The sequence below is a fragment of the Bradyrhizobium sp. SK17 genome (assembly GCF_002831585.1).
Classification (GTDB): Bacteria; Pseudomonadota; Alphaproteobacteria; order Rhizobiales; family Xanthobacteraceae; genus Bradyrhizobium.
The window spans coordinates 3,652,246-3,676,423 of the sequence record NZ_CP025113.1 but is presented as its reverse complement, the minus strand read 5'-3'; the positions used below and the strand labels follow the sequence as shown (position 1 = coordinate 3,676,423).

Annotated in this window: 18 protein-coding genes; 6 read left to right on the top strand and 12 right to left on the bottom strand. The window is 65.5% G+C overall.

Going from position 1 to position 24,178, the window contains the following annotated elements; genetic code table 11:
* Nucleotides 1-39: 39 nt before the first annotated feature.
* Genes CWS35_RS16960 through CWS35_RS16945 form a run of 4 tightly spaced genes read right to left on the bottom strand, consistent with a single transcriptional unit; the run spans nt 40 to nt 4,237 of the window.
* Nucleotides 40-1,254: an ABC transporter substrate-binding protein gene (locus tag CWS35_RS16960; protein ID WP_100952613.1), complete on the bottom strand. Its 1,215-nt coding sequence runs from the start codon at nt 1,252-1,254 to the stop codon at nt 40-42.
* A gap of 28 nt (nt 1,255-1,282) precedes the next feature.
* Nucleotides 1,283-1,867, bottom strand: coding sequence for an amino acid synthesis family protein (locus CWS35_RS16955; protein ID WP_024580804.1), 585 nt, complete (start codon nt 1,865-1,867; stop codon nt 1,283-1,285).
* 16 nt (nt 1,868-1,883) lie between these two features.
* Nucleotides 1,884-2,792, bottom strand: a complete 909-nt coding sequence (locus tag CWS35_RS16950; protein WP_100952612.1) for a UPF0280 family protein — start codon at nt 2,790-2,792, stop codon at nt 1,884-1,886.
* Nucleotides 2,789-4,237 (bottom strand): 6-hydroxynicotinate reductase, encoded by a 1,449-nt coding sequence (locus tag CWS35_RS16945; protein WP_100952611.1) that lies wholly within the window; start codon nt 4,235-4,237, stop codon nt 2,789-2,791. Before CWS35_RS16945 ends, CWS35_RS16950 begins: the two co-directional genes overlap by 4 nt.
* A gap of 275 nt (nt 4,238-4,512) precedes the next feature.
* Between CWS35_RS16945 and CWS35_RS16940 the strand changes: the two genes are divergently transcribed.
* The 5 genes from CWS35_RS16940 to CWS35_RS16920 all read left to right on the top strand — a co-directional run bounded on the left by CWS35_RS16940 (nt 4,513) and on the right by CWS35_RS16920 (nt 12,004).
* Nucleotides 4,513-4,980, top strand: coding sequence for a (2Fe-2S)-binding protein (locus CWS35_RS16940; protein ID WP_024580801.1), 468 nt, complete (start codon nt 4,513-4,515; stop codon nt 4,978-4,980).
* Between the two features lie 20 nt (nt 4,981-5,000).
* A complete protein-coding gene (locus CWS35_RS16935; RefSeq protein ID WP_245439004.1) occupies nt 5,001-8,513 on the top strand; it encodes a molybdopterin cofactor-binding domain-containing protein in 3,513 nt (1,170 codons plus the stop codon).
* Between the two features lie 61 nt (nt 8,514-8,574).
* Nucleotides 8,575-9,879, top strand: a complete 1,305-nt coding sequence (gene pncB, locus CWS35_RS16930; RefSeq protein WP_024580799.1) for a nicotinate phosphoribosyltransferase — start codon at nt 8,575-8,577, stop codon at nt 9,877-9,879.
* Nucleotides 9,880-9,924: 45 nt separating this feature from the next.
* Nucleotides 9,925-11,220: an O-acetylhomoserine aminocarboxypropyltransferase gene (locus CWS35_RS16925; protein ID WP_100952609.1), complete on the top strand. Its 1,296-nt coding sequence runs from the start codon at nt 9,925-9,927 to the stop codon at nt 11,218-11,220.
* 4 nt (nt 11,221-11,224) lie between these two features.
* Nucleotides 11,225-12,004, top strand: a complete 780-nt coding sequence (locus CWS35_RS16920) for an alpha/beta fold hydrolase (RefSeq protein ID WP_100952608.1) — start codon at nt 11,225-11,227, stop codon at nt 12,002-12,004.
* A gap of 342 nt (nt 12,005-12,346) precedes the next feature.
* Here the strand turns inward: CWS35_RS16920 and CWS35_RS16915 are convergent, their stop codons facing one another.
* The 8 genes from CWS35_RS16915 to CWS35_RS16880 form a co-directional block, all read right to left on the bottom strand.
* Complete coding sequence (locus CWS35_RS16915) at nt 12,347-13,417, bottom strand: acyltransferase (RefSeq protein WP_366946258.1); 1,071 nt, start codon at nt 13,415-13,417, stop codon at nt 12,347-12,349.
* A gap of 206 nt (nt 13,418-13,623) precedes the next feature.
* Nucleotides 13,624-14,670, bottom strand: a complete 1,047-nt coding sequence (locus tag CWS35_RS16910; RefSeq protein ID WP_100952606.1) for a S1C family serine protease — start codon at nt 14,668-14,670, stop codon at nt 13,624-13,626.
* Between the two features lie 228 nt (nt 14,671-14,898).
* Complete coding sequence (locus CWS35_RS16905; protein ID WP_100952605.1) at nt 14,899-16,146, bottom strand: cytochrome c; 1,248 nt, start codon at nt 16,144-16,146, stop codon at nt 14,899-14,901.
* Complete coding sequence (locus tag CWS35_RS16900; RefSeq protein WP_100952604.1) at nt 16,143-17,906, bottom strand: GMC family oxidoreductase; 1,764 nt, start codon at nt 17,904-17,906, stop codon at nt 16,143-16,145. The genes CWS35_RS16905 and CWS35_RS16900 overlap by 4 nt, the downstream gene beginning before the upstream one ends.
* Complete coding sequence (locus CWS35_RS16895; protein ID WP_100952603.1) at nt 17,906-18,688, bottom strand: gluconate 2-dehydrogenase subunit 3 family protein; 783 nt, start codon at nt 18,686-18,688, stop codon at nt 17,906-17,908. Before CWS35_RS16895 ends, CWS35_RS16900 begins: the two co-directional genes overlap by 1 nt.
* A gap of 49 nt (nt 18,689-18,737) precedes the next feature.
* A complete protein-coding gene (locus tag CWS35_RS16890) occupies nt 18,738-19,190 on the bottom strand; it encodes a hypothetical protein (protein ID WP_100952602.1) in 453 nt (150 codons plus the stop codon).
* Between the two features lie 7 nt (nt 19,191-19,197).
* On the bottom strand, nt 19,198-20,799 hold the full coding sequence (locus CWS35_RS16885; RefSeq protein ID WP_100952601.1) for a GMC family oxidoreductase: 1,602 nt from the start codon (nt 20,797-20,799) through the stop codon (nt 19,198-19,200).
* Between the two features lie 125 nt (nt 20,800-20,924).
* Nucleotides 20,925-22,148, bottom strand: coding sequence for a cytochrome P450 (locus CWS35_RS16880; protein WP_100952600.1), 1,224 nt, complete (start codon nt 22,146-22,148; stop codon nt 20,925-20,927).
* Nucleotides 22,149-22,382: 234 nt separating this feature from the next.
* Between CWS35_RS16880 and CWS35_RS16875 the strand changes: the two genes are divergently transcribed.
* Nucleotides 22,383-24,017 (top strand): NAD(P)/FAD-dependent oxidoreductase, encoded by a 1,635-nt coding sequence (locus CWS35_RS16875; protein ID WP_100952599.1) that lies wholly within the window; start codon nt 22,383-22,385, stop codon nt 24,015-24,017.
* The last annotated feature ends 161 nt before the right edge of the window (nt 24,018-24,178 follow it).

Genomic DNA, 24,178 nt, shown 5'->3' with positions numbered 1-24,178 from the left:
ACGCCTTCGGCTAACCCACCCTACGCAGGCAGAGCAGCCTCAATCCTTCGGCCGCATCTTTTCGATCTCGGCATCGCTGGGCAGATAGTCCGAGCCCTTGCGATAGGCGGTATCGACCATGATGCCCTTGCCGTCCTTCAGCGCGGTCTTGCCGGTGAAGGCGCCGAGTGTCGACTGGTGATCGATCTTGCGGAAGGTGATCTCGCCGAACGGCGACGACATCGAGATGCCTTCCGCTGCCGCGATCAGCTTCTCCGGATCGGTGGAGCCGGCCTTGGCGAGGATTGCCGCCGCCGCCTTGATGGTCTGGTAGCCGACGATCGAGCCGAGCCGCGGATAGTCGTTGTACTTGGTCTGGTAGGCCTTCAGGAACGCCTCATGCTCCGGCGTCTTGATCGAGTACCAGGGATAGCCGGTGACGATCCAGCCCTCGGGCGTTTCGTCCTTCAGCGGATCGAGATATTCGGGCTCGCCGGTCAGGAAGCTCACCACCGTGCGGCCCTTGAACAGGCCACGGGTGTTGCCCTCGCGCACGAGCTTGACGAGGTCGGCGCCGAAGGTGACGTTGAGGATTGCCTCCGGGTTCGCGGCGGCAACCGCCTGCACCACCGGGCCGGCGTCGATCTTGCCCTGCGGCGGCCACTGCTCGTCGACCCACTGGATGTCGGGCCGCTTCTCCGACATCAGCTTCTTGAACACCGCGACCGCCGACTGGCCGTACTCATAGTTCGGCGCGATCGTCGCCCAGCGCTTTGCCGGAAGCTTTGCGGCTTCCTCCACCAGCATTGCCGCCTGCATGTAGTTCGACGGACGCAGGCGGAAGGTATAGCGATTGCCCTTCGACCACGTGATCGCGTCGGTCAAAGGCTCGGCCGCGAGGAAAAACACCTTCTTCTGGTTGGCGAAGTCGCTGACGGCGAGGCCGATGTTCGACAGGAACGTCCCCGTCAGCATTGCAACGTTCTCGCTCGACACCAGTTCGTTGGCCGCGGTCTGCGCATCCGCGGGCTTGCCGCCGTCATCCTTGGAAATGACGACGAGCTTCTTGCCGTTGATGCCGCCGGCCGCGTTGATCTCCTCCACCGCGAGCTGCCAGCCCTTGCGATAGGGCTCGGTGAACGCCGGCAGCAGCGAATAGGAGTTGATCTCGCCGATCTTGATCTCGCTCTGCGCCACCGCCTGCGTCGTCATGGCGCTCGTTGCCATGGTCACGACCGCGATCGCCAATCCCGCCCCTACGAAATAACCACGCATCCCATCCTCCAGTTTTTCTTCAAAGAGATTATCGCAATCCGTCTTCGCCCTTGATCTCATCAACCGTCAAGCCGCCGACGCGCGGCAGCGGCCGGCCGCTGTCGGTCACCGCGACCGCGACCATGATCTCGTTGGCGCGCGGCGCGTCGTTGATCTGCACTTCCATGCCGTCGAAATGGCTGCGCACGAAGGCTGCGTCCTTGTGCCCAAGCGGAATGTCGAGCGTGGTGCCGGGGCCGGAGCGCTTCTTCGACGACGGTATCAGCGCCGCCCCCTTCGAGAGCACCTTGCGCACCGGTGCGCCCATCTTGGGATGCAGGATCGCGGCTGCGTGCTCGAGCTCGCCATTCTCGCCGACCGCCGCGGCCTTGCCGTAGCTGTGCGCCTTGGCGCCGTCGATGCCGAGCGCGGCGACCGCCCGCTTCGAGAGCAAGTCGCCCAGTTCCTCGCCAATCGCGATCAATGGCGTGAGGTCTTCGACATAGCGGCCGGCAAACGGATTCTCGATCACGGCGATGGCGGCGGCACGCCGGGTCGGCGGTGCAATGGTCTTGCCCATCTCCAGATGGGTCTCCTCGACCACGGTGACGATCTTGCGAATGACGGCGCTCATCTTGCCTCGCTCCCGGTCATGCCCGCGGCATGTGTTCTATCGTTCGTTCCTGAAACCCATGCGACGCCGGCGCCCCGTTCCCAGTTGCACCAACAAGCCGCGTCTCGCCCAGTAGACGCAATGCTGCGCCCTCGATCAATCCCGACGTCAGGAGCATCCGCGCCCGCGCCGCACCCGCCTCGAGCGCCTGCTCGATTTCGTGGTCCGTCAGCGGCCCGACGTCGCGCGTCACCAGCCGTTCGCCGAGGTCGCTGTCGGGCTGCAATTCGTTGGCCGGAACGCGCAGGATCGCAGGATGCCCGGGTAAATCGACCGCATTGGCGATCACGGTCGCGGCTGCATCGGCCTGCGACGCCGTCCGCGCCAGCACGGTGACGGCATCGGCAATGCCGAGCGAGAAGCTGCGGCCGTGGCGGCCGCTGGTCGCGATCCCGCGGGCCGGCATGTCTGCATCAATGGTCATGGCCTGCATCACGCCGTGACGGTCCGGGCGGTCCATCAAGCCGACGGTGAACTGTTCGCCGTCTGCGAGATGCAGCGCGATATCGCCGCCATTGTTGACATAGGCGCGGTCGAGCATCGCTGTGCGCAGCATCGTACCGAGGATTTCCTCGGCAACCGAGCCCGCGACCGCCGCCATCGGCGTGATGAAGCAGTCGGCGGCAAACGGCGCGACCGCCGCATGCATGCGCCGTGCGACCACGCCCTTCAGCGAGCAGCGACCGGGATTGGCGGCGGTGCGCAGTTCGGCGAGTTCCGTGCAGAGCTCGTCGAGCAGTCCGGTGAAGCGATCCGCCGCCGCCAGATAGGCGGATCGAACATCCGCATCCCCGCCCTTGGCTTCGATGACCAGATCAATCGGGCCATCCTGCAAATGCAGCCGCTTGCCGTCAGGAAGAAGCGCGATTTGCGGGAGCCGCGTCATGCACGCCGCCCGGGCAGATAGGGCATCGGCTTGATCTCGGCGCTGTCGCGCAGCGACGACAGCGGCCGGACATAATCCATATGGCCGCCCAGCGCCGCGTAATCCGACAGCTTCATCGTGAACTCGATCGGCGCAACCAGCGCCGGCGTCGGCACGTAGCCGAAGGCGCCGGCGGGCATCTGCGTGACGTCGACCATGAAGGTGATGCCGCCGCCGGGCCAGACATAGACCGGCGCGCCGCCGCTGGTGACGCGCGTCAGCGCATCCTTGACCGAGCGCGTCAGCCGCACCGGATTATCGGTGACGCCGGCGCGCAGCGATCCGCCCGCGCCGCCCATGAACAGCACGGTGCACAGCGCCGGCTCGCAATTCTCCTGGATGCGTTCGACGGAAAACCTGAGGTCGGCCGGCATCTCGGTCTCGATCGGCTTCAACGCCTCGTCGAGCACGTAGTACGACGCATGCTCGCCGGTGGTCGAAACCATCAGCATGGTCAGCCCGGGCCGCGCCTCCCTGGCATTGAACGGGCCGAGGATCGACAGCGGATCGGAGATATTGGTGCCGCCCCATCCGGTGCCGGGATCGGCGACCTGGAAATAGCGGCCGGGCGTCGAGCGCCTGCCCTTCATCTTGATGCCGGTATCGGCGATGTCGAGCAGCTTGCCGGCCTGGTGCTCACTGAGCACGCCGGTGATGTGGTCGTCGACCACCACGACCTCATCGACCTTGCCGTGCCACTGCTTGGCGAACATGCCGATGGTCGCCGAGCCGCAGCCGACCCGCATGCGTTCTTCCGCCACGCCGTTGACGATCGGCGGCTTGCCCGCCTGCACCACCACACTGGCGCCGCCGTCGATGATCAACTCCACCGCCTTGCAATTGGAGAGATCCATCAGCGTGTCGCAGGTGACGCGGCCTTCCTTCTTGGAGCCTCCGGTCAGATGATGCACGCCGCCAAGCGAGAGCATCTGCGAGCCATATTCGCTGGTCGTGACATGACCGACCGCCTCGCCGTCGGCGCGCACGATCGCGGTTTCGGGACCGAGATAGCGGTCGGTGTCGATCTTCACCTTGACGCCGCAATAGGAGAAAATGCCCTCGGTCACCACGGTGACCATGTCGATGCCGTCGACCTCCGACGACACGATGAACGGCGCCGGCTTGTAATCCGGATAGGTGGTTCCGGCGCCGATCGCGGTGACGAAGAGATCGGGCTGGCGGACGATCTTGCCGTCCCAGTCGCCGCTGACCTGAAACGGCACCAGCTTGCCGCCATGCGAGACGGTACGCTCAAGCACGACATGCGGATCGACTCGCACCAGCATGCCGTCATGATTGGCATAACGGTCGCAGGCGCCAGCCGCGCCCGGCTTGATGTAGCACATCACCGGACAGGCATCGCAGCGGATCTTGTCGCCGGCGGCGACGGTCATTGTGTCAGCCATCGTGACCAGGCCTGGACTTGTGGCGGCGGTCGATCATACTGCGCTTCCGCCTCCGGTGTTTATCGTTCGTATACGAATGATCCTGCGCGCGAGCCCCGGACCTGTCAAGCGGCCTTTGCAATCAAAAGCTGCCATTCGCTTGCGCACCCTGTTCATAAAGCGTGCACTCGCTGCAGCGCGGCATGCCGCCGCTTGCACGTTTGTACACAAACGTTATCCTCGACTTCGATTTGACGCTGACGTTGCAGCGCAAACATCAGGGGAGAACCGGGGCAATGCGCCTGACCGTGAACGGCAGGAATCATGATGTCGACGCTGCTCCCGACACCGCATTGCTTTACGTGCTGCGCAACGATCTCGCATTGAACGGACCGAAATATGGCTGCGGGCTCGGCGAGTGCGGCGCCTGCGCGGTGCTGATCGACGGCGTCGCCGCGCGCGCCTGTGTGATCCCGATCGAAGGCTGCGCGGGACGCAACGTCGTCACGCTCGAAGGGCTCGGAAGCCGCGAACATCCTGATCCGGTGCAGGATGCCTTCATCCGAGAACAAGCCGCACAGTGTGGCTACTGCCTCAACGGCATGATCATCACCACCAAGGCGCTGCTCACGCGCAACCCCAATCCATCCGAGCGCGACGTGCTGGAAGCGTTGCGCTACAATCTCTGCCGCTGCGGTGCGCATATCGAGATCATCCGCGCCGCGATGCGGGCCGCCGGCCACGCGCTCGAGGCACGCGATTGATGCCGGGTCCGGAGCAACGCATGCGCGGCTTGCTGTCGGTCGTTCGTCCCGCAGTGCTCGGCGCGGAAGGCGCGTTCGAGACCTTCATCACCATTACAGCCGATGGCTCCGTCAACGCCTATAACGGCCATGTCGATCTCGGCACCGGCATCCGCACCGCGCTCGGCCAGATCGTTGCCGAAGAGCTCGACGTCTCCTTTGCCCGCGTGGTGGTGATCCTCGGCGACACCAGCGTAGTGCCGAACCAGGGCGCGACGATCGCGAGCGAGACCATCCAGATCACCGCCATTCCGTTGCGCAAGGCCGCGGCGCAAGCGCGGCATTTCCTGCTCTCGCGCGCGGCTGAGCGGCTGGAGCTTCCGGCCGGCGACCTCACGATCGAGGACGGCCTGATCCGCGGTCACGACAACCGCAGCATCAGCTATGGCGAGCTGATCGCCGACGAGACGATCACGCTCGACCTCGCCGACGAGGTTCCGGTCAAGGCCGTGAGCGCCTACTCCGTGGTCGGCAAGTCGGTGCCGCGCGTCGACCTGCCGGCGAAGGCCACCGGCGAGCTGGTCTATGTCCACGATGTGCGTGTGCCCGGCATGCTGCACGGCCGCGTCGTCCGCCCGCCCTATGCCGGCGTCGATGCCGGCCCGTTCGTCGGCACCAGCCTGATCGCGGTCGATGAGGCTTCGGTGCGCGATATCCCCGGCCTCGTCGCGGTGGTGCGGGTCGGCGATTTCGTCGGCGTCGTCACCGAGCGCGAGGAGAATGCGATCAAGGCCGCCGCGCAGCTCAAGGTGACCTGGAAGCCGGGACCTGATCTGACCGATCTCTCCGATATCGAGCAGGCGCTGCGCGCCAATCCGTCGACGCCGCGCCAGCTGATCGACCAGGGCGACGTCGATGCCGCGATCAAGGCGGCAGCCAAGCCGATGCGACGGACTTACGTTTGGCCCTACCAGATGCACGGTTCGATCGGCCCATCTTGCGCTGTTGCCGACTACACAGACGGTACGGTCCGGGTCTGGTCCGGTACGCAGAACCCGCACATCCTGCGCGGCGATCTCGCACTCTTGGTCCAGCGTCCGGAATCCGAGATCGACGTGATCCGGATGGAGGCGGCCGGCTGCTACGGCCGCAACTGCGCCGACGACGTCTCCGCCGATGCGCTGCTGCTGTCGCGCGCGGTCGGCCGCCCGGTGCGGGTGCAGCTCACCCGCGAGCAGGAGCATGCTTGGGAGCCAAAGGGCACCGCCCAGCTGATGGACGTCAATGGCGGGCTCAATGCCGACGGCAGCGTCGCCGGTTACGATTTCTCGACGCGTTATCCCTCGAACGGAGCGCCGACGCTGGCGCTATTGCTCACCGGGCGTATTGCGCCGACGCCTGCCGTGTTCGAGATGGGCGACCGCACCGCGATCCCGCCCTACGACTATGAGAACATGCGCGTCGTCGCCAACGACATGCCGCCGATCGTGCGCGCGTCCTGGTTTCGCGGCGTCTCCGCGCTGCCCAATACATTCGCGCATGAATCCTATATCGATGAACTTGCGGCAGAGGCCGAGGTCGATCCGATCGAATACCGGCTGCGCTACCTGAAGGACAAACGCGCGGTCGATCTCGTCAATGCGGTCGCCGAACGCGCCGGCTGGACGCCGCGCCCGGTGTGGAAAGAGCCCGAGGCCGACGGCGATGTCGTGCGCGGCCGTGGCTTCGCTTATGCGCTCTACGTGCACAGCAAGTTTCCGGGCTACGGCGCGGCATGGTCGGCCTGGATCGCCGACGTTGCGGTCAACAAGGCGACCGGCGACGTCAGCGTGACGCGGGTGGTCGCCGGCCAGGATTCCGGATTGATGATCAATCCCGAGGGCGTGCGGCACCAGATCGAAGGCAATGTCATCCAGTCGACCAGCCGCGCGCTGATGGAGGAAGTCTCCTTCGAGCGCGGCGCGGTGACGGCGCGGGAATGGGGCGCCTACCCCATCATCAAATTTCCCGAACTGCCCAAGATCGATGTGCTGATGCTGCCGCGGCAGGACCAGCCGCCGCTCGGTGTCGGCGAATCCGCCTCGGTGCCGAGCGCCGCCGCGATCGCCAACGCGATCTATGATGCCACCGGCGTCCGCTTCCGCGAGTTGCCGTTCACGCCGGAGCGCATCCTGAAGGGATTGCATGGCGAGCAGCCCACGGTGCCTGCATCGCTGCCGCCGCCCGCGCAACCGGTCAATCTCAACCGATGGCAAAATCCGTTGGCAAGGCGCGGCGGCGCGCTCGCCGGCATCGCCGCACTCTGCGCCGCCGCGATCGGCATCGGCGCGGCCGTCCTGCCCTGGCGCGCGATCGCGCCGATCGCACGGCCCGATGCCTCGGTCTATTCTGCGGCCACCATCGCGCGCGGCAAGGAGCTTGCGGCGCTCGGCGCCTGTGCCGTCTGCCACACCGCGGAGCATGGCCTCGCGAATGCCGGCGGCCGGCCGCTCGAGACGCCGTTCGGCACCATCTATACGACCAACATCACGCCCGATGTCGACACCGGCATCGGCGCCTGGTCCTATCCCGCGTTCGAGCGCGCGATGCGCGACGGCATTCATCGCGACGGGCGTCATCTCTACCCGGCATTCCCCTACACGCATTTCGCCAGGACCAATGATGCCGACCTCCAGGCGCTCTACGCCTATCTGATGGCGCAGGCGCCGGTGCGCACCGAGACGCCGGCGAACACGCTCGCCTTTCCGTTCAACCTGCGGCCGCTGCTCGCCGGATGGAATGCGCTGTTCCATCAGCCGCGAACGTTCCAACCCGATCCATCGAAGTCGGCGACCTGGAATCGCGGCGCCTATCTGGTCGAGGGTCTCGGCCATTGCAGCGCCTGTCACTCGCCGCGCAATGCGCTCGGCGCGGAACGGCAGAACGCCTATCTCGCCGGCGGCTTCGCCGAGGGCTGGGAGGCGCCGGCGCTGACCTCGCTGTCGAAGGCCCCGATCCCCTGGAGCGAGGACGAGCTCTACGCCTATCTGCGCACCGGCGAGTCGCGCCTGCACGGCGTCGCCGCCGGGCCGATGGCGCCGGTCGTGCAGGAACTTGCCGCGCTGCCCGATCAGGACATCCGCGCGATGGCGGTCTACCTCGCCTCGTTCAACGAGACCGCCGACCGGCCGGCCCACGATGTGCTTGCGGCCCAGCTGGAGGCCGGTACTGCCGTCACCACCGCCGCCTCAACCGGCGCGCGGATCTATCAGGGCGCCTGCGCCGTCTGCCACGAGGCCGGTGGCCCGCCGCTGTTCGGCAGCCGGCCATCGCTGGCGCTGAACAGCAATCTGCACAGCGACGTTCCTGACAATCTCATTCAGGTGATCCTGCACGGCATCGCCAAGCCGGCCGTGACCGACCTCGGCTATATGCCCGCGTTCCGGGACAGCATGAGCGACGGTCAGGTTGCGGAGCTTGTCGGCTTCCTGCGACGCCAGTTCGCCCCCGCCAGGCCGGCCTGGACCGATGTCGCCGCCACGGTCGGCCGTATACGGCAGACCATAGCGCGCTGACCTGCCATGTTCCGCCCGATACCCACTGGGCGGGCGCCATTCGGCAGGCTACAGTTCCCGCATGACCGTGACAGATATCGCGACCCGGACCTACAACCACGGCTGGCGGCTCGACCCGATCGTCCGCAGCCTGCTCGACACCGATTTCTACAAGCTGTTGATGCAGCAGATGATCCGGGAATCCTATCCGGACACGCGCACGACCTTTTCGGTGATCAACCGCTCGACCCATATCAAGCTCGCCGAGGTCATCGACGAAGGCGAGTTGCGCGCCCAGCTCGACCACGCCCGCACCATCCGCTTCAGCAAGAAGGAACTGATCTGGCTCGCCGGTAACACGTTCTACGGCAAGACCCAGATGTTCTCGCCCGATTTCATCAACTGGCTCTCCACCTTCCGGCTGCCCGAATACGAGCTGCACAAGGTCGACGGCCAGTATGAGCTGCATTTCCACGGACCTTGGACCCACACCACGATGTGGGAGATCCCGGCGCTTGCGATCCTCAACGAGCTGCGCTCGCGCGCGGCGACCAAGACCTATGGCCGCTTCGCGCTCGACGTGCTCTACGCCCGCGCCAAGGCCAAGCTGTGGGCCAAGGTCGAGCGGCTGCGCAAGCTGGATGGATTGCGGCTGTCCGATTTCGGCACCCGCCGCCGCCACGGCTTCCTGTGGCAGCGCTGGTGCGTCGAGGCAGTGAAGGAAGGCCTCGGTTCGTCCTTCACCGGGACATCCAACGTGCTGCTCGCGATGGACAACGACCTCGAAGCAATCGGCACCAACGCGCATGAGCTGCCGATGGTCGCCGCCGCGCTCGCCAATGACGACGAGGAGCTGCGCTGGGCGCCCTACCACATCCTCGACCAGTGGCGTCACGCCTATGGCGGCAACCTCCTGATCGCGCTGCCCGATGCGTTCGGCACCAAGCCGTTCCTGCGCGACGCGCCGGACTGGGTCGCCGACTGGACCGGGTTTCGTCCCGACAGCGCGCCGCCGATCACCGCCGGCGAAGACATCATCAAATGGTGGAAGCAGAAGGGCCGCGATCCCAAGGAGAAGCTCTTGGTGTTTTCCGACGCGATGGATGTCGGCTCGATCGAGGAGACGTTCCATCACTTCAAGGGCCGCGTCCGCGTCAGCTTCGGCTGGGGCACCAACCTCACCAATGATTTCGTCGGTTGCGCGCCTGATGGCACGGCGGAGCTCGATCCGATCTCGATCGTCTGCAAGGTGACGTCGGTCGACGGCCGGCCGGCCGTGAAACTGTCTGACAATCCGGAGAAGGCGACCGGCATCCCCTCGGAAGTCGAGCGCTATCTGCGGGTGTTCGGCAATGTCGGCCGGGTTCGCACCGCGGTTCACGTCTAAATCTTCGGACTCACATTTTCCATCGACTGACCTGACGAGCTTCGCATGCCCGCACCCAAGCCGCCTGCCTTCGAAACCCTGAGCCTGCACGCCGGTCAGCGCCCCGATCCGGCGACCGGCGCACGCGCGGTTCCGATCTATCAGACCACGTCCTACGTGTTCCAGGACGCCGACCATGCCGCGGCGCTGTTCAACCTGGAACGCGCAGGCCATATCTATACGCGCATTTCGAACCCGACGACCGCGGTGCTGGAGGAACGCATTGCCGCCCTCGAATGCGGCGTCGGCGCGATCTGCACCGCGAGCGGCATGGCCGCGCTGCATCTGGCGATCGCAACCTTGCTCAATGCCGGCGACCATATCGTCGCCTCCGCCTCGCTCTATGGCGGCACCATCAACCTGCTGGCGCACACGCTGCCGCGGTTCGGCATCACCACGACCTTCGTCAAGCCACGCGCGCTCGACGAGTTCCGTGCCGCGATCAGGCCGAACACGCGGCTCGTGATCGGCGAGACCATCGGCAATCCCGGCCTCGAGGTGCTCGATATCCCCGCGGTGGCGCAGATCGCGCATGACGCGAAGATCCCGCTGTTGATCGACAACACCTTCGCGACACCCTACCTTAGCCAGCCGATCGAGCTCGGCGCCGACATCACGATGAACTCGGCGACCAAGTGGATGGGCGGCCACGGGATTGCGATCGGCGGCGTGATCGTCGACGGCGGCCGGTTTGACTGGCGCGCATCCGGCAAATTCCCGCAACTCACCGAGCCCTATGCCGGCTACCACGGCATCGTCTTCGACGAGCAGTTCGGCAAGGCCGCCTTCATCATGCGCGCCCGCACCGAGGGGCTGCGCGATTTCGGCGCCTGCCTGTCGCCGACCAACGCATTCCAGCTGTTGCAGGGTATCGAGACGCTCGGCGTCCGCATGGATCGCCATGTCAGCAACACTCACAAGATGCTGGACGCCCTCGCCACGAACAAGGCGGTCGAGTGGGTGCTGCATCCCTCGCTGGAGAGCCATCCGGATCACGCGCTCGCCAAGAAGCTGCTGCCGCGCGGTGCCGGCTCGATCATCTCTTTCGGCATCAAGGGCGGCCGCGCCGCCGGCAAGAAGTTCATCGAGTCCCTGAAGCTGATCAGCCATCTCGCCAATGTCGGCGACGCCAAGACGCTGGTGATCCACCCCGCCAGCACCACGCACCAGCAGATGGACGCCGAGCAGCTCAAGGCCGCCGGGATCGGCGAGGAGCTGGTGCGGCTGTCGGTCGGCATCGAAACCGCTGAGGACATCACCGACGATCTCGGCCAGGCGCTGCGCGCCTCGCAAAGGACTTAGGACCATGCAGCTTTCCATCAACGGGGCAGACACCTTCATCGCGACCGGCGGCAAGCCGTTCGATCCCTCGCTACCGGCGGTCGTGATGATCCACGGCGCGGGCTTCGACTCCTCGACCTGGGCGCTGCACAGCCGCTGGTTCGCCCATCACGGCTATTCCGTGCTGGCGCCTGATCTGCCCGGCCACGGCCGCTCCGCCGGCAAGCCGCTCACGACCATTGCCGAGATGGCCGACTGGATCGCGGCGCTGATATCAGCGGCCGGCGCGACGAAGGCGCGGCTGATCGGCCATTCGATGGGCTCGCTGATCGCGATCGAGACCTCGGCGCGGCATTCCGACAAGGTCTCCGGCCTCGCGCTGATCGGCACCGCGGCCACCATGACGGTCGGTCCCGATCTGCTGAAAGCCGCCGAAGCCAACGATGCCGCCGCGATCGACATGGTCTCGATCTGGGGCCTCGGCTTCAAGGCCGAGCTCGGCGGCAGCCTCGCGCCGGGGCTTTGGATGCACCAGGGCGCGCAGCGGGTGCTACAGGAGGCCAAGCCCGGCGTGCTGTACAACGACCTCAACGCCTGCAACGCCTACCAGAACGCGCTGACGGCCGCCGCCGCGGTCAAGGTGCCCGCGACCTTCGTCCTCGGCGAGCGCGACATGATGACCCCGGCCAAGGCCGGCAAGGCGCTCGCCGCCGCGACGCCGAATGCGCGTACGGTGGTGCTGCCAGGCGCGGGTCACATGATGATGGTCGAGCAGCCGGACGAGCTGCTGGCGGCGCTGCGGTAGCGGAGCCAAGCTCCCTTCTCCCGGGGGCGCTCCCAAAATATCGAAAACAACCCCATGCAAAGCAGCAGGACGTCCGCCGGCACTCGGACAAGCGGCTTGACTTGTCGGGCAAATCAGCAATATATTCTACTATACCGAAATGTTGAGAGCGCCATCGACGCTTGGCCGAGGCCCGGACGGGAAAGACCGAGCTCCGGCTTCGGGTCAACCGCGTGGCCAGCGCGCCATTCGCATCGTCACTGCCCGAGCGCAACGAGATCAGCTTGAAGCGTCATCGCGCTCCGGCTTCGTGTTGCGCATGATCTTTTCGGAAAACCGCTTCGCACTCTTCCGGATCATGCTTCAGAAAGCGCGCGGCGCGCGTTCGCGATGCTCCTGCAAGACAAGCACGGGGCGCTGCGCTCTTGCTTCATCCGGTGTCGATCGCTTGCTGTAGATCAAAGTCAACTTGCGCCCCCAATTGAGGATCGGCGCCTCGATGACGATGTGCAGCACGGCGGCGAGACCGATGGAGAGCAGGATGCTGGCGGCGATCGTTCCCACGACGGACAATGGCCAAAGCTCGGCAGAGCTGGCGATCCATTTCATCAGAGGGTAGTGGACGATATACAACGAGTACGAAATCTTGCCGAGCCATTGCAGGACGGGCGAGAAGGATTGCCCTTTGACCTCGGCAGATATCACGGCATGGATAAGCAATCCCGCGGCAAGGCCATAGGTCGGCACGCGTGCCCATTGCGGATCAGCCGATCCGTGCACGAATATCCAGTACCAGCCGGCGAAGAACAAGCCGGCGGAAATGGCCAGCATTGTGCCCGAAGACTGCAATCTGCCGGTTCTCTGGAGATATGCGATGCCAACGCCGACACCGAATTCCAGCATCAGCGGGTGGGAGTAGAAGCCAAGCTGCAATCGGAAGACGAGAGCAACGGCGACCACGACCAGCCCCGCGAACAAGAGTTCGAACAGCCGGCTCGGCTTGATCGCGAGGATCACCGCGACTGCGGCATAGAAGTGCAGCTCGAAAGCAAGCGACCATGCCGGCGGGAGGTACCAATTCGGATATGTCCACGCGAAGACGAGTCCAAGGTCCAGCGCCGGGCGCTCTTCGGGCGACATCGCGACCCAGGACGAGGCGATAAAGGTCGCCAGCAACACGAGCCAGTAGACCGGATAGATTCGAACAACTCGCCTGAGAACGAAGGTGAACGGATTGTCCTGTGCCGCGGCGGTGGTCGCGATGATCAAGCCGGAGATAACGAAGAAGATGTCAACGCCACTTGCCAGGATGGTCAGCGCACCTTCGGCAAACGCGGGTCCGACCATATCGGGACGTGCGGCGACAGCGTGCCCGCATACCACCGACAGCGCCGCAACGCCGCGCATTGCCTGTACACCCGCGAAGAACCGCAAAACGTCCCACCACGTTCATTTCCAATCAGAAATAATCTAGGGGCGGAACCGTTAACGGCTGGTTGTGCTATCGCGCCAAAATCAACCATTGAGTGCGTCGAATCAGGCTCGGCGGGCGTGAACCATGCGAAAATTGACCGCAGCGCGAAGCACCCCTCTCCAACCAGAGCGGAGAGAGTGCGTGCCTCGCGCGGTCAGCTTCGCCCTTACTGCTTCGCCGGCTTTCTTCCGACCGGGTGGATCTCGATCGCGCGCAGGCGGCCGAGGCGGAGCACGTCCATCGACAGCGTGCGGTCGATCCGGCTGTGATCGAGTGCGCGGATCAGGTCGTCGACGCCGTTGATCTCGACGCCGTCGAGCCTGATCACGACGTCGCCGGGCAACAGGCTTGCCCGCGCCGCCGGGCTGTCCGGCTCGATCTGCATCAACAGCGCGCCCATCTTGTTCTCGACGCCGGCCAGCACCGCATGCCGCCGCGGCACCGGCGCCGTCTGCCCTGCGACGCCGATATAGGCGCGGCGGACGTAGCCGTGGCGGATGATCTCCGACAGCACGAACTGCGCGGTGTTGCTGGCGACCGCAAAGCAGATGCCCTGCGCACCGTTGATGATCGCGGTGTTGATGCCGATCACCTGGCCGTTCGACGACACCAGCGGGCCGCCGGAATTGCCCGGATTGAGCGCCGCGTCGGTCTGGATCACGTCCTCGATGGTCCGTCCACTGACCGAGCGGATCGAGCGTCCGAGCGCCGACACCACGCCGGCGGTCACCGTCGATTCGAAGCCGAGCGGATTGCCGATCGCGACCACCAGTTGACCGCGCCGCAGCGTCTTGGAATTGCCGAGCGAGGCATAGGCCAGGTCGCGCGCGCCATCGGCTCGCAGCAGCGCGAGATCGGTGTCGGGATCGACGCCGAGCACATGGGCGTCGGTGACGAAGCCCTCGGTGTCGCGCAGCCGGATCTCCTTCGACGAGCCGACCACATGGCTGTTGGTCAGCACCAACCCGTCGGGCGAGATCACGATGCCCGAGCCGAGCCCGCCGCGCTCGCGCGCATTGCGGACCTTCGGCCCGGTTTCGACCCGGACTACGGCCGGGCCGACGCGGTCGGTGACGTCGATCACGGCATTGGAATAGGCGTCGAGCAAAGCCCGGTCGTCAACTTGAGCTGCACCTTGGGCATCCACCTGGGCAGCGTCAGCCGCCCGCGGCGACGGCCTGTCACCGGCGGTATCTGAGGTAAAATCCAACATGGCAAGATTCCTTCGGCCTTACCAAATGGTGGCCGCAAGCCTTGCCCGCAAGGGCTCGATCTCCCCCACGAACTCCGTCATGCCCGGCCTTGTGCCGGGCATCCACGTCTTGGCTTCCGCGCGTGAGAAAAGACGTGGATGGCCGGGACAAGCCCGGCCATGACGAACGTCGAAACAGCAGCACAAAGCTGATCGCCGCTGTATGCGATAACCCTGCCCGCAAGGGCATCAGTTGCCCGCCGCCGGGCCGGTGACCTGCGCCCGCAGCGCCTTGACGGTCTCCTCCGTCACCGGTGCCGCAGCATTGCCCCAGGAATTGCGTACATAAGTGACGACGGCCGCGACCTGGCTGTCGCTCAGGCGATAGCCGAGCGACGGCATCGCCGGCGAGGTCGGGGCGCCGTCGGTCGCCGCCGCGCGGCCGCCGGCAATGATGATCCGGATCAGGCTCGCCGGATCCTGCTGGCTCGCGACCGCGCTGCCGGCGAGCTTCGGAAACAGATGCGCGACGCCCTCGCCACTGCGCATATGGCAGGCGGCGCAGGTGTCGACATAGATCGCCTCGCCTGCCTGCATGCGCGGATCGGAGGCCACCAGAGGCGTCGACGCCGGCACGCCCGCGGCGCCGCGCTCCTTGAGATACACGGCGATCGCCTTCAAATCCGACGCCGGCATCTTCGAGGTCGAGTTCTCGACGACATCCTTCATCGGCCCGCTGGCGAGGCTGAAGCCGTTCTGCCCGTTCCTGAGATATTGCACGATGTCATCGACCGACCATTTGCCGAGCCCGACCCGCGCATCATTGGTGATGTTCGGCGCGGTCCAGTTGCCGATCTGGTTGCCCTCGAGATATTTCTCGCTCTTGCTGGCGCCGAACGCGTTGAACGGCGTGTGGCAGGCGCCGCAATGCCCGAGACCATCGACCAGATAGGCGCCGCGGTTGAATTCCACCGAGCGCGCCGGATCCGGCTTGAAGGTGCCCGGCGTGAAGAACAGCGTGTTCCAGCCCTTCATCAGCAGGCGGATGTTGAACGGAAACGGCAGGGTGTCGCGGTCGACGCGGTTCTCGACCGGCGGCAAGGTGCGCAGATAGGCGTAGATCGCGTCGAGATCGCCGCGCTCGACCTTGGTGTAGTACGGATAGGGAAATGCCGGATAGAGATGGCTGCCGTCCGGACGCCTGCCCTCCTGCATCGCGCGCGCGAAATCGTCCGCCGACCAGCTTCCGATGCCGGTCGTGTTGTCGGACGTGATGTTCGGCGCCATGATCTGGCCAAACGGGGTTTGCAGCGCGAGGCCGCCGGCAAACGGCTGGCCGCCGGGCGCGGTGTGGCAGGCCACACAGTCGCCGGCGATGACGAGCGCCCGGCCGCGGGTGATATCGACATAATTGTCCGGCCCGGCAGAGGCGCCACCGCCGGCGACCAGTGGCAGCAGCAGGACCAGATGACGAAGCCGCATCGCGATCCGGCTCATCGCGACACCAGCGCGCCCGGCGACTTCAGATATTTGAAGATTGCCTCCAGGCTCCAATAGGTCAGCGCACCGACCGTGCCGGTCGGGTTGTAGCCGGCGTTCTGCGGAAACGCCGAGGCCCCCATCACGAACACGTTCGAGACGTCCCAGGATTGCAGATAGCGGTTGAGCACGCTGGTGTTCGGGTCCGACCCCATCACCGCGCCGCCAGTATTGTGCGTGGTCTGGTAGGGCACCACCGACCATGGCACCCTGAGGCGGTTGATCGGCGTGCTCTTGGCGCCCATCGCCTTGGCGATCTCCTGGCAGCGCTCAGCCATCCAGTTCGCCATCTTCTGCTCGTTCGGCTGATAGTCGAACGTCATGCGCATCAAGGGACGACCGAGCGGATCCTTGTAGGTCGGATCGAGGTCGAGATAGTTGTTGCGATAGCTCATGACGCTGCCTTGAGCGCCGACATATGTCACGCGTTGATAATTGTCCTTGACCGCCTTCTTCCACGCGCTGCCCCAGGCCGGCGTCCCCGGCGGGGTCGGGTGGAAGTTGATCGGCCGGCCATTGGTATGCGCGGAGGTGATCGACGCGCCGCCGACGAAACCATGCGGGCCGTGATCGAAATTGTCGCTGTTGTAATCGTCGAGCGCGACACCGAGCGAGCCCGCCGCCGCGAACGGGTTGAACTTCGCATCCTCGAAATAGCCGGAGGCGCCGGAGCCGGTCTGGTACGCATAGTTGCGCCCGACCACGCCCTCGCCGGTGGCCGGATCATAGGGCTTGCCGATGCCGGACAGCAGCAGCAGGCGGACGTTGAACAGGCTGAAGGCGCAGACCAGAACGAGATCGGCGGGCTGCTCGCATTCCTCGCCGCTGGCGTCGACATAAGTGACGCCGGTTGCCATCTTGCCGTCGGCGCTGAGGTTGACCTTGGTCACCTCGCAATCGGTGCGGGCCTCGAAGGTCGGCTCGCGCACCAGCGCCGGCAGCACGCAGGTCTGCGGCGACGATTTCGAATAATTGGCGCAGCCGAACCATTCGCAGAATCCGCAATAGGTGCACGGCGCCATGCTGCAACCATACGGATTGGTGTAGGCCGCGGAGATATTGCCCGACGGCCGCGGAAACGGGTGCAGGCCCATGTCGGTCGCCGCCTTGGTGAACAGCGACTGGGCGTAGCCCTGCTTCATCGGCGGCGTCGGATAGTCCCGCTCGCGCGCGCCTTCGAACGGATTGCCGCCGGGCTGGATCTTGCCCTTGATGTTGCCGGCCTTGCCGGAAATGCCGGCGACCTGCTCGAACCTGTCGTAATGCGGCTCCAATTCGTCGTAGCTGACCGGCCAGTCCTGAATCTGGTTACCTTCCGGCATGATGCCGGCGCCGTAGCGCTCGATCATGTGGCTGCGGATGCGAAAGTCGTCGGGCAGGAAGCGCCAGGTCTGGCCGTTCCAGTGCAGGCCGGCGCCGCCGACGCCGTTGCCAGGCAGGAAGCTGCCCCATTTGCGGATCGGCAGCGCGGTCTGCGTGGGGTTGTTGCGCATGGTCAGCGTTTCCTGCTTCGGACGCAGGAAGATGTCGTGACGCACCGCATAGCGCAGCTCGTCGGCGGCGGTGCCGATGTTGAAATCGCTGGCGGTGTCGCGCCACGGACCGCGCTCCAGCGCGACGACATCCAATCCAAGGCGGGCCAGTTCATAGGCGACGATCGAGCCGGTCCAGCCAAGCCCGACGATGACGACATCCTTGCGCGGAAGACGGCGGGCCATCAGCGCTCTCCCCAGGCCGGACGGCCCTGCAAGCTCACCGGGGGCAGCGTGTAGGCCTGGTTGGGCCGGTCGATCACGTCGCGGTAGTCGTAGCGCGTGCCGGGGAAGCCGACGAGCTTCCAGCCAACCATATCGCGGTTGCCGCCGTAGATCGGATCGGCGAAGAATCCCTCGATCGTATTGGTGTGGATTGCAGTGAACAGCATCTTGCCGGAGAAGTTCGGCAGTTGCACTTCGCCCTTCTCGAGCCCGGCGATCAGCTTGTCCTGTTCGGCCGCTTCGAGCTGGGTGAAGCTGCGATTGAAGGTCGATTTGCAGTAAGTCTCGAGCGCGGCAATTCCCATGCGGTATTGCTGCCGCGGGGTCAGCTCCGACTGCAATCCCTGCGACGGCAGCGGATTTTTTGCGAATGGCCCCTCCATATAGAGCCAGTCGTGCCCGCCATAGGGGCCTGTGAGTTGCCGATCGATGAAGGTGGTGACGCCGGCCTGCTTGGCGCCGGGCCCCAGTTCGTCGGCCGGGATGAGACGATCCACGAAGGCCTCGACGACGGCAGCCTCCTGGGCGGTGAAGAACAGATAGCCCCCGGGTACGACCGGCGTGACCGGATAGGCCTCGTTCGGCCGCCATGGCAGCACCTTGGTGATCACGCGCGCGCTGGCACCCGAGGCCGTGACCAGCAGTGCCGCGGTCGCAAGCAGCAGTTCGCGACGTGTGGCGCGGTGATGGCCGCCTCCCGGACGAAGTGACACCCTCCCGCCGCGGCGATCAGTTCGTTCCATCGTCACCTCCCATGCCTGCGGTCGAGTGTGACACGCAGGCCCGGCAACTTCAACGCGACGCGCCCCGCAACGTGCCGCCGCGCGCCCGCACCGGATCAAGCAGCGACCAGTCGCCGTCCGGCAGCACGTGGCCTTTCGGGAATGGCGCGCGCAGTTCGAGCCCGAGCGAGCGCAGCACGCGGTCGTCGCGGTAGTAGCATTGCAGCACGACTCGGACGAGGGTGGCCGCCGCCGCGCCACCGCGGTTGCGAAACTCCTGCGCCACCGCGTCGCGTCTGGCTTCGTCGAGCTGGGCGAGCGGTTTTCCGGCGAGCTTTGCCAGATGATCCAGCGCCTGCGCCACCAGCGCGGTGTCGCGGCCGAGCGTTGCCAGCATGTCGGCCTGGATCGTCGGGTCGTCCGCACCCGGCACCCTGTACTCGGCGCTTTCGGGAACGATCATCGCCGCGACCGTGCGGAGATCGGCGCGCTGGGCTGCGGTCAGTTCTTTTACATCGGACATGTCGGTCTCAGTCGAACAGGTTGGCGAGGCGCTGCTTCATCTGGTCGGCGATGTAGAGCGCGAGGGCCTGGATGGTGGAAGTCGGGTTCACGCCGCCCGAGGTGACGAAGATGCTGCCGTCGACGATGAACAGGTTCTTCACGTCGTGCGAGCGGCCCCATTCATTGACCACAGAGCGCGCCGGATCGGTGCCCATCCGCGCGGTGCCGAGCAGGTGCCAGCCGCCCCACGGGATCGGATCGTTGATGCAGATGTCGGTGGCGCCGGCGATCTCCAGGACCTCGCGGCCGCGCGCCAGCGCATGGTCCATCATCTTGCGGCTGTTGGCCGAGATCGTGTAGTCGACCTTCGGCGCCGGAATGCCGTGGCTGTCCTTCAGGACAGGATCGAGCGTGACGCGGTTGTGCTCCTCCGGCAGGTCCTCGCAGATCGCCGAGACCGCGAGGCGATGCCCGTTGAGCTTGCGGAACACGCGGTGATGATCCCTGCCCCAGGGCAGGATGCCCTTCTGCTCGCTCGATACCGCCTCGAACACCGGCCCGGCGCCGCGGCCGAACTGGATGCCGTAGCCGCGGACGAAGCCGCGCGACAGATCGGTGTCGTAGAACTCCTTGCTCCACAGGCAGGTCGGCGGCGCGCGGTTGGAATCCGTCGGCTCCTTCACGAAGCCGTAGATCTGCGCATAGGGATGAAACATCAGGTTCTTGCCGACCAGGCCGGACGAATTGGCAAGGCCGTTCGGAAATTTCCCCGACACCGAATTGAGCAGCAGCCGCGGCGTGCCGACGCCGTTGCAGGCGATGATCACGACCTCGGCGGGCTGGAATTGCTCGACACCATCCTTGTCGTAATAGACGACGCCGGAAGCCATGCCCTGCTCGTTGGTCAGGATCTCGCGCACCCGGCAATGGGTTTTCAGCTCGACCCCGGCGCGGATCGCATGCGGCCAGTAGGTGATGTCGGTCGAGGCCTTGGCGCCCTGCGCGCAGGCCGGCGTGCAGTGGCCGAGATTGATGCAGCGTGCCCTGCCCTCGTAGTCCATCGTCGCGACCGTGGTGTCCGACGGCCACCAATGCCAGCCGAGCTTGTTCAACGCCGCCCCAAAGAGCGGACCGGACAGCCCGAGCGGCTGCGGCGGCATCGGCGGGTGGCTGAGCGGCGACAGCGGATCGCCCGACAGACCCGAGACGCCCATCATGCGGTCGTTCTCCTCGAAGAACGGCGTCAGCGTGTCGTAATCGATCGGCCAGTCGTCGGCGACGCCGTCGAGCGTCTTCACCTTGAAGTCAGACGGATGCAGCCGCGGCCAGTGCGCGGTGTACATCACGGTCGAGCCGCCGACGGCGTTGAAGTTGACGACCTTGATCGGCGAATTGTCGTCATTGATCGGGTAATCCTCGGGCCGCTTGCGGACGTTCGGGCTGGACGACCACTCGCCGTAGAATTTCGCCTCCCAGTCGCGGCCAGTGCTCGGATATTCCGCCGGATTCATCCAGCCGCCCTGATCAAGGCAGAGGATATGCATCTTGGTGTCGGCGAGGCTCCAGGCCACCGCGGCGCCGGAGGCGCCGGCGCCGATGATCAGGACGTCAACGGGATCGTTCTTCATTCTTGTTCCTTGGAATTCCCTCTTCCGTCATTGCGAGGAGCGGAGCGACGAAGCAATCCACGCTTCCGCGCATAGCGCACGATGGATTGCTTCGCTTCGCTCGCAATGACGGCTGGTGATGCGGCTCAATTGACGATTCTCACCGGCAAGCTTCGTATACCGCGGATGAAATTGGAATAGAGCCTTTGTGGCGGGCCCATGATCTCAAAACGCAGATCGCGCGCCACAATCTCCTCCCAGAGGATGCGCAATTGCTGCTCGGCGAGGCGATCGCCGACGCAGCGATGGACGCCGGCGCCGAAGGCGAGATGCTGCCGCGGCTTGGCACGGTCGATCATGAATTCGTCGGCGCGCTCGATTCTCGCCTCGTCGCGATTGCCGGAGATGTACCACATCACGACCTTGTCGCCCTTCTTGATGTGGCGGCCGGCGAGCTCGACATCATTGCGCGCAGTGCGGCGCATGTGCAGCACCGGGGTGTGGTAGCGGATGGTCTCGGACACCAGGTTCGGGATCAGCTCCGGCCGGGCGCGGACCAGCTCGAACTGCGCGGGGTTTTCGCACAGCGCCATCAACCCGGCCGACATCGAGTTGCGCGTGGTGTCGTTGCCGCCGACGATCAGGAGCCCGATCGTGCCGATGAATTCGCGCGCATCCAGATTCCTCGTTGCAGGCGAATGCGCCAGCATCGAGATCAGGTCGAAGGTCGGCGGCGCGTCGACCCGGGCGTCCCACAACTTTCGGAAAGCTTCTCCCATCTTGATCAGCTCGGCGGTGCGTTCCGCCTCCGAATGCACCACCGCGTCGGGCGAATCGATGTTGGCGATCGCGACATCCGACCACCAGGTCAGCTTGGCGCGATCTTCCGCGGGAAAATCGAACAGCGTCGCCAGCATCATGTTGGTGAGGTCGACCGAGACCCGCTCGGCCCAGTCGAAGGTCTCGTTGCGCGGCAGCGCGTCGAGCACCGCCGAGGTGCGCTGGCGGATCAGGGCATCGAGATTGGCGAGGTTCGACGGCGCCACGATCGGCGCCACCGTGCGGCGCTGCGCGGTGTGTCCGGGCGGGTCCATGCGGATGAAACTCGGCCGCTCCTGGCCCTTGGGCTGGTCAGCGACCTGGATACCGCCGAGCTCGGAGGCGGAGGAATAGTTCTGGTGATCCAGCTCGACCGCGAAGATGTCGTCGTAGCGTGTCACCGACCAGTACGGGCCGTAAGGCGACGCCTCGCAATAATGCACGGGGTCGTCGCGGCGGAGCTGCGCGAACAGCGGGCGCCAGGTGTCGTCCTGATAGAGCCGGGGGTTGCTGACATCCGTTGATGTCGGCCTGCGCAGCGCCTCTCCCATCGCCTCACTCCCACAGGTTCCGTCGCCGCTTGGCGGGCGATCGTCTTATCGGGCCGACGATAGCGGGTATCCCGCGGCCGAGTAAAGCCGCAGGACGGACAGTCCGCCGCACGGAATACGTGCAGACAGGCGCACCCGGCAAATCGCGATGGCTGCCCCCGCTCCTCGATGTTTGTCGGCCACGGTGAGACCGGTTAGCCTTGCCGGCAATCAACCAGCAGGGAGCAACGACAGGTGGCCGCATCGCGCCCGGACAGCAGCCCCGAGACGGCTGCGCTGGACTACGACGTCATCATCATCGGCGCCGGCCTGTCCGGCATGTATCAGCTCTACCGGCTGCGCGAGCTCGGGCTCAGCGCGCGGGTGTTCGAGGCGGGCACCGGCGTCGGCGGCACCTGGTACTGGAACCGGTATCCCGGCGCGCGGTTCGATTCCGAAAGCTATTCCTACGGCTATTCGTTCTCGAAGGAGCTGCTCGAGGAATGGGAATGGTCGGAGCATTTCGCCGGCCAGCCCGAAACCTTGCGCTACTGCAACCATGTCGCCGACAAGTTCGACCTCCGCCGCGACATCCAGTTCGAGAGCCGGGTCACATCGGCGATCTACCAGGACGCGACGCGGAGCTGGCGGATCACGCTGGAGAGCGGTGCGCAGCAGAGCTGCCGTTTCTTGATCACCGCGATCGGCCCACTGTCGACACCGACCCTGCCGCGCATCGAGGGCCGCGACGATTTCAGGGGGCAATCGTTCCACACCGCGCGCTGGCCGAAGCAGAAGGTGGACTTCACCGGCAAGCGCGTCGCCGTGATCGGCACCGGCGCCACCGGCATCCAGACCATCCAGACCATCGCCGGCGAGGTCGGCCACCTCACCGTGTTCCAGCGCACCGCCAACTGGGCGGCGCCGCTGCACAACGGCAAGATCGACGCGGAGACGCAAGGCAAGATCAAGGCCGGCTATGACGAGATCTTCGCGCGCTGCAAGGAGACCTTCGCCTGCTTCGTGCATACGCCCGATCCACGCGGCGCATTCGAGGTGAGCGAGGCGGAGCGCGAGGCGTTCTACGAGAAGCTCTATGGCGAACGCGGCTTCGGCATCTGGCAGGGCAATTTCAAGGACATCCTGATCGATCGCGCGGCGAACGCGACCATCAGCGATTTCGTCGCGCGCAAGATCCGCCAGCGCGTCAAGAACCCGGCGGTGGCCGAGAAGCTGATCCCGACCAACCACGGATTTGGCACGCGGCGGCTGCCGCTCGAGACCTTCTATTACGAGGTCTACAACCGCGACAATGTCGAGCTGGTCGACATCAAGGAAACGCCGATCGAGCGGATCACACCGGAGGGCATCCGCACCAGCGACAGCGATTACCCTTTCGACATCATCATCTACGCCACCGGCTTCGATGCCATCACCGGCAGTTTCGACAAGATCGATGTCCGCGGCGCCGGCCGCGCGCGGCTGAAAGAGAAGTGGACGCATGGCCCGGAAACCTATCTCGGGCTGATGGTCGACGGCTTTCCCAACATGATGATGCTGATGGGTCCGCACACCGCGCTCGGCAACATCCCGCGCAGCATCGAATACAGCGTGGACTGGGTCACCGGCCTGCTTCGCTTTGCCAAGGAGAAGGGCCTGACCTTCCTCGACGCCACGCCCGAAGGCACGTCGGCCTGGACCGATCACGTCAAGGCGCTCGGTGTCGGGCTGCTGTCGAACGAGGTGGATTCCTGGATGACCGGCATCAACCGCAACGTCGAGGGCAAGCAGACCCGTATCGTCGCCCGCTACAGCGGCAGCGCGCCGGCCTATCGCGAGCGCTGCGACGCGGTGGCGGCGGGGGGATATGCGGAGTTGCGGTTGGGCTGAACTGTCTCAGTGACGCGAGACGCCTGCCCCACTCACCGCCGTCGTCCCGGCGAAGGCCGGGACCCATACGCCGCAGCAGATGTCACTAACGGGACTCGTCGTTCCGGCATCGCACAACAAGCAGCATTGGTGGTTATGGGTCCCGGCCTTCGCCGGGACGA

Coding starts and splice junctions, on each gene's coding strand:
- CWS35_RS16960 (WP_100952613.1), bottom strand. CDS start 1,254: ATGCGTGGTTATTTCGTAGGGGCGGGATTGGCGATCGCGGTCGTGACC.
- CWS35_RS16955 (WP_024580804.1), bottom strand. CDS start 1,867: ATGAGCGCCGTCATTCGCAAGATCGTCACCGTGGTCGAGGAGACCCAT.
- CWS35_RS16950 (WP_100952612.1), bottom strand. CDS start 2,792: ATGACGCGGCTCCCGCAAATCGCGCTTCTTCCTGACGGCAAGCGGCTG.
- CWS35_RS16945 (WP_100952611.1), bottom strand. CDS start 4,237: ATGGCTGACACAATGACCGTCGCCGCCGGCGACAAGATCCGCTGCGAT.
- CWS35_RS16940 (WP_024580801.1), top strand. CDS start 4,513: ATGCGCCTGACCGTGAACGGCAGGAATCATGATGTCGACGCTGCTCCC.
- CWS35_RS16935 (WP_245439004.1), top strand. CDS start 5,001: ATGCGCGGCTTGCTGTCGGTCGTTCGTCCCGCAGTGCTCGGCGCGGAA.
- pncB (WP_024580799.1), top strand. CDS start 8,575: ATGACCGTGACAGATATCGCGACCCGGACCTACAACCACGGCTGGCGG.
- CWS35_RS16925 (WP_100952609.1), top strand. CDS start 9,925: ATGCCCGCACCCAAGCCGCCTGCCTTCGAAACCCTGAGCCTGCACGCC.
- CWS35_RS16920 (WP_100952608.1), top strand. CDS start 11,225: ATGCAGCTTTCCATCAACGGGGCAGACACCTTCATCGCGACCGGCGGC.
- CWS35_RS16910 (WP_100952606.1), bottom strand. CDS start 14,670: ATGTTGGATTTTACCTCAGATACCGCCGGTGACAGGCCGTCGCCGCGG.
- CWS35_RS16905 (WP_100952605.1), bottom strand. CDS start 16,146: ATGAGCCGGATCGCGATGCGGCTTCGTCATCTGGTCCTGCTGCTGCCA.
- CWS35_RS16900 (WP_100952604.1), bottom strand. CDS start 17,906: ATGGCCCGCCGTCTTCCGCGCAAGGATGTCGTCATCGTCGGGCTTGGC.
- CWS35_RS16895 (WP_100952603.1), bottom strand. CDS start 18,688: ATGGAACGAACTGATCGCCGCGGCGGGAGGGTGTCACTTCGTCCGGGA.
- CWS35_RS16890 (WP_100952602.1), bottom strand. CDS start 19,190: ATGTCCGATGTAAAAGAACTGACCGCAGCCCAGCGCGCCGATCTCCGC.
- CWS35_RS16885 (WP_100952601.1), bottom strand. CDS start 20,799: ATGAAGAACGATCCCGTTGACGTCCTGATCATCGGCGCCGGCGCCTCC.
- CWS35_RS16880 (WP_100952600.1), bottom strand. CDS start 22,148: ATGGGAGAGGCGCTGCGCAGGCCGACATCAACGGATGTCAGCAACCCC.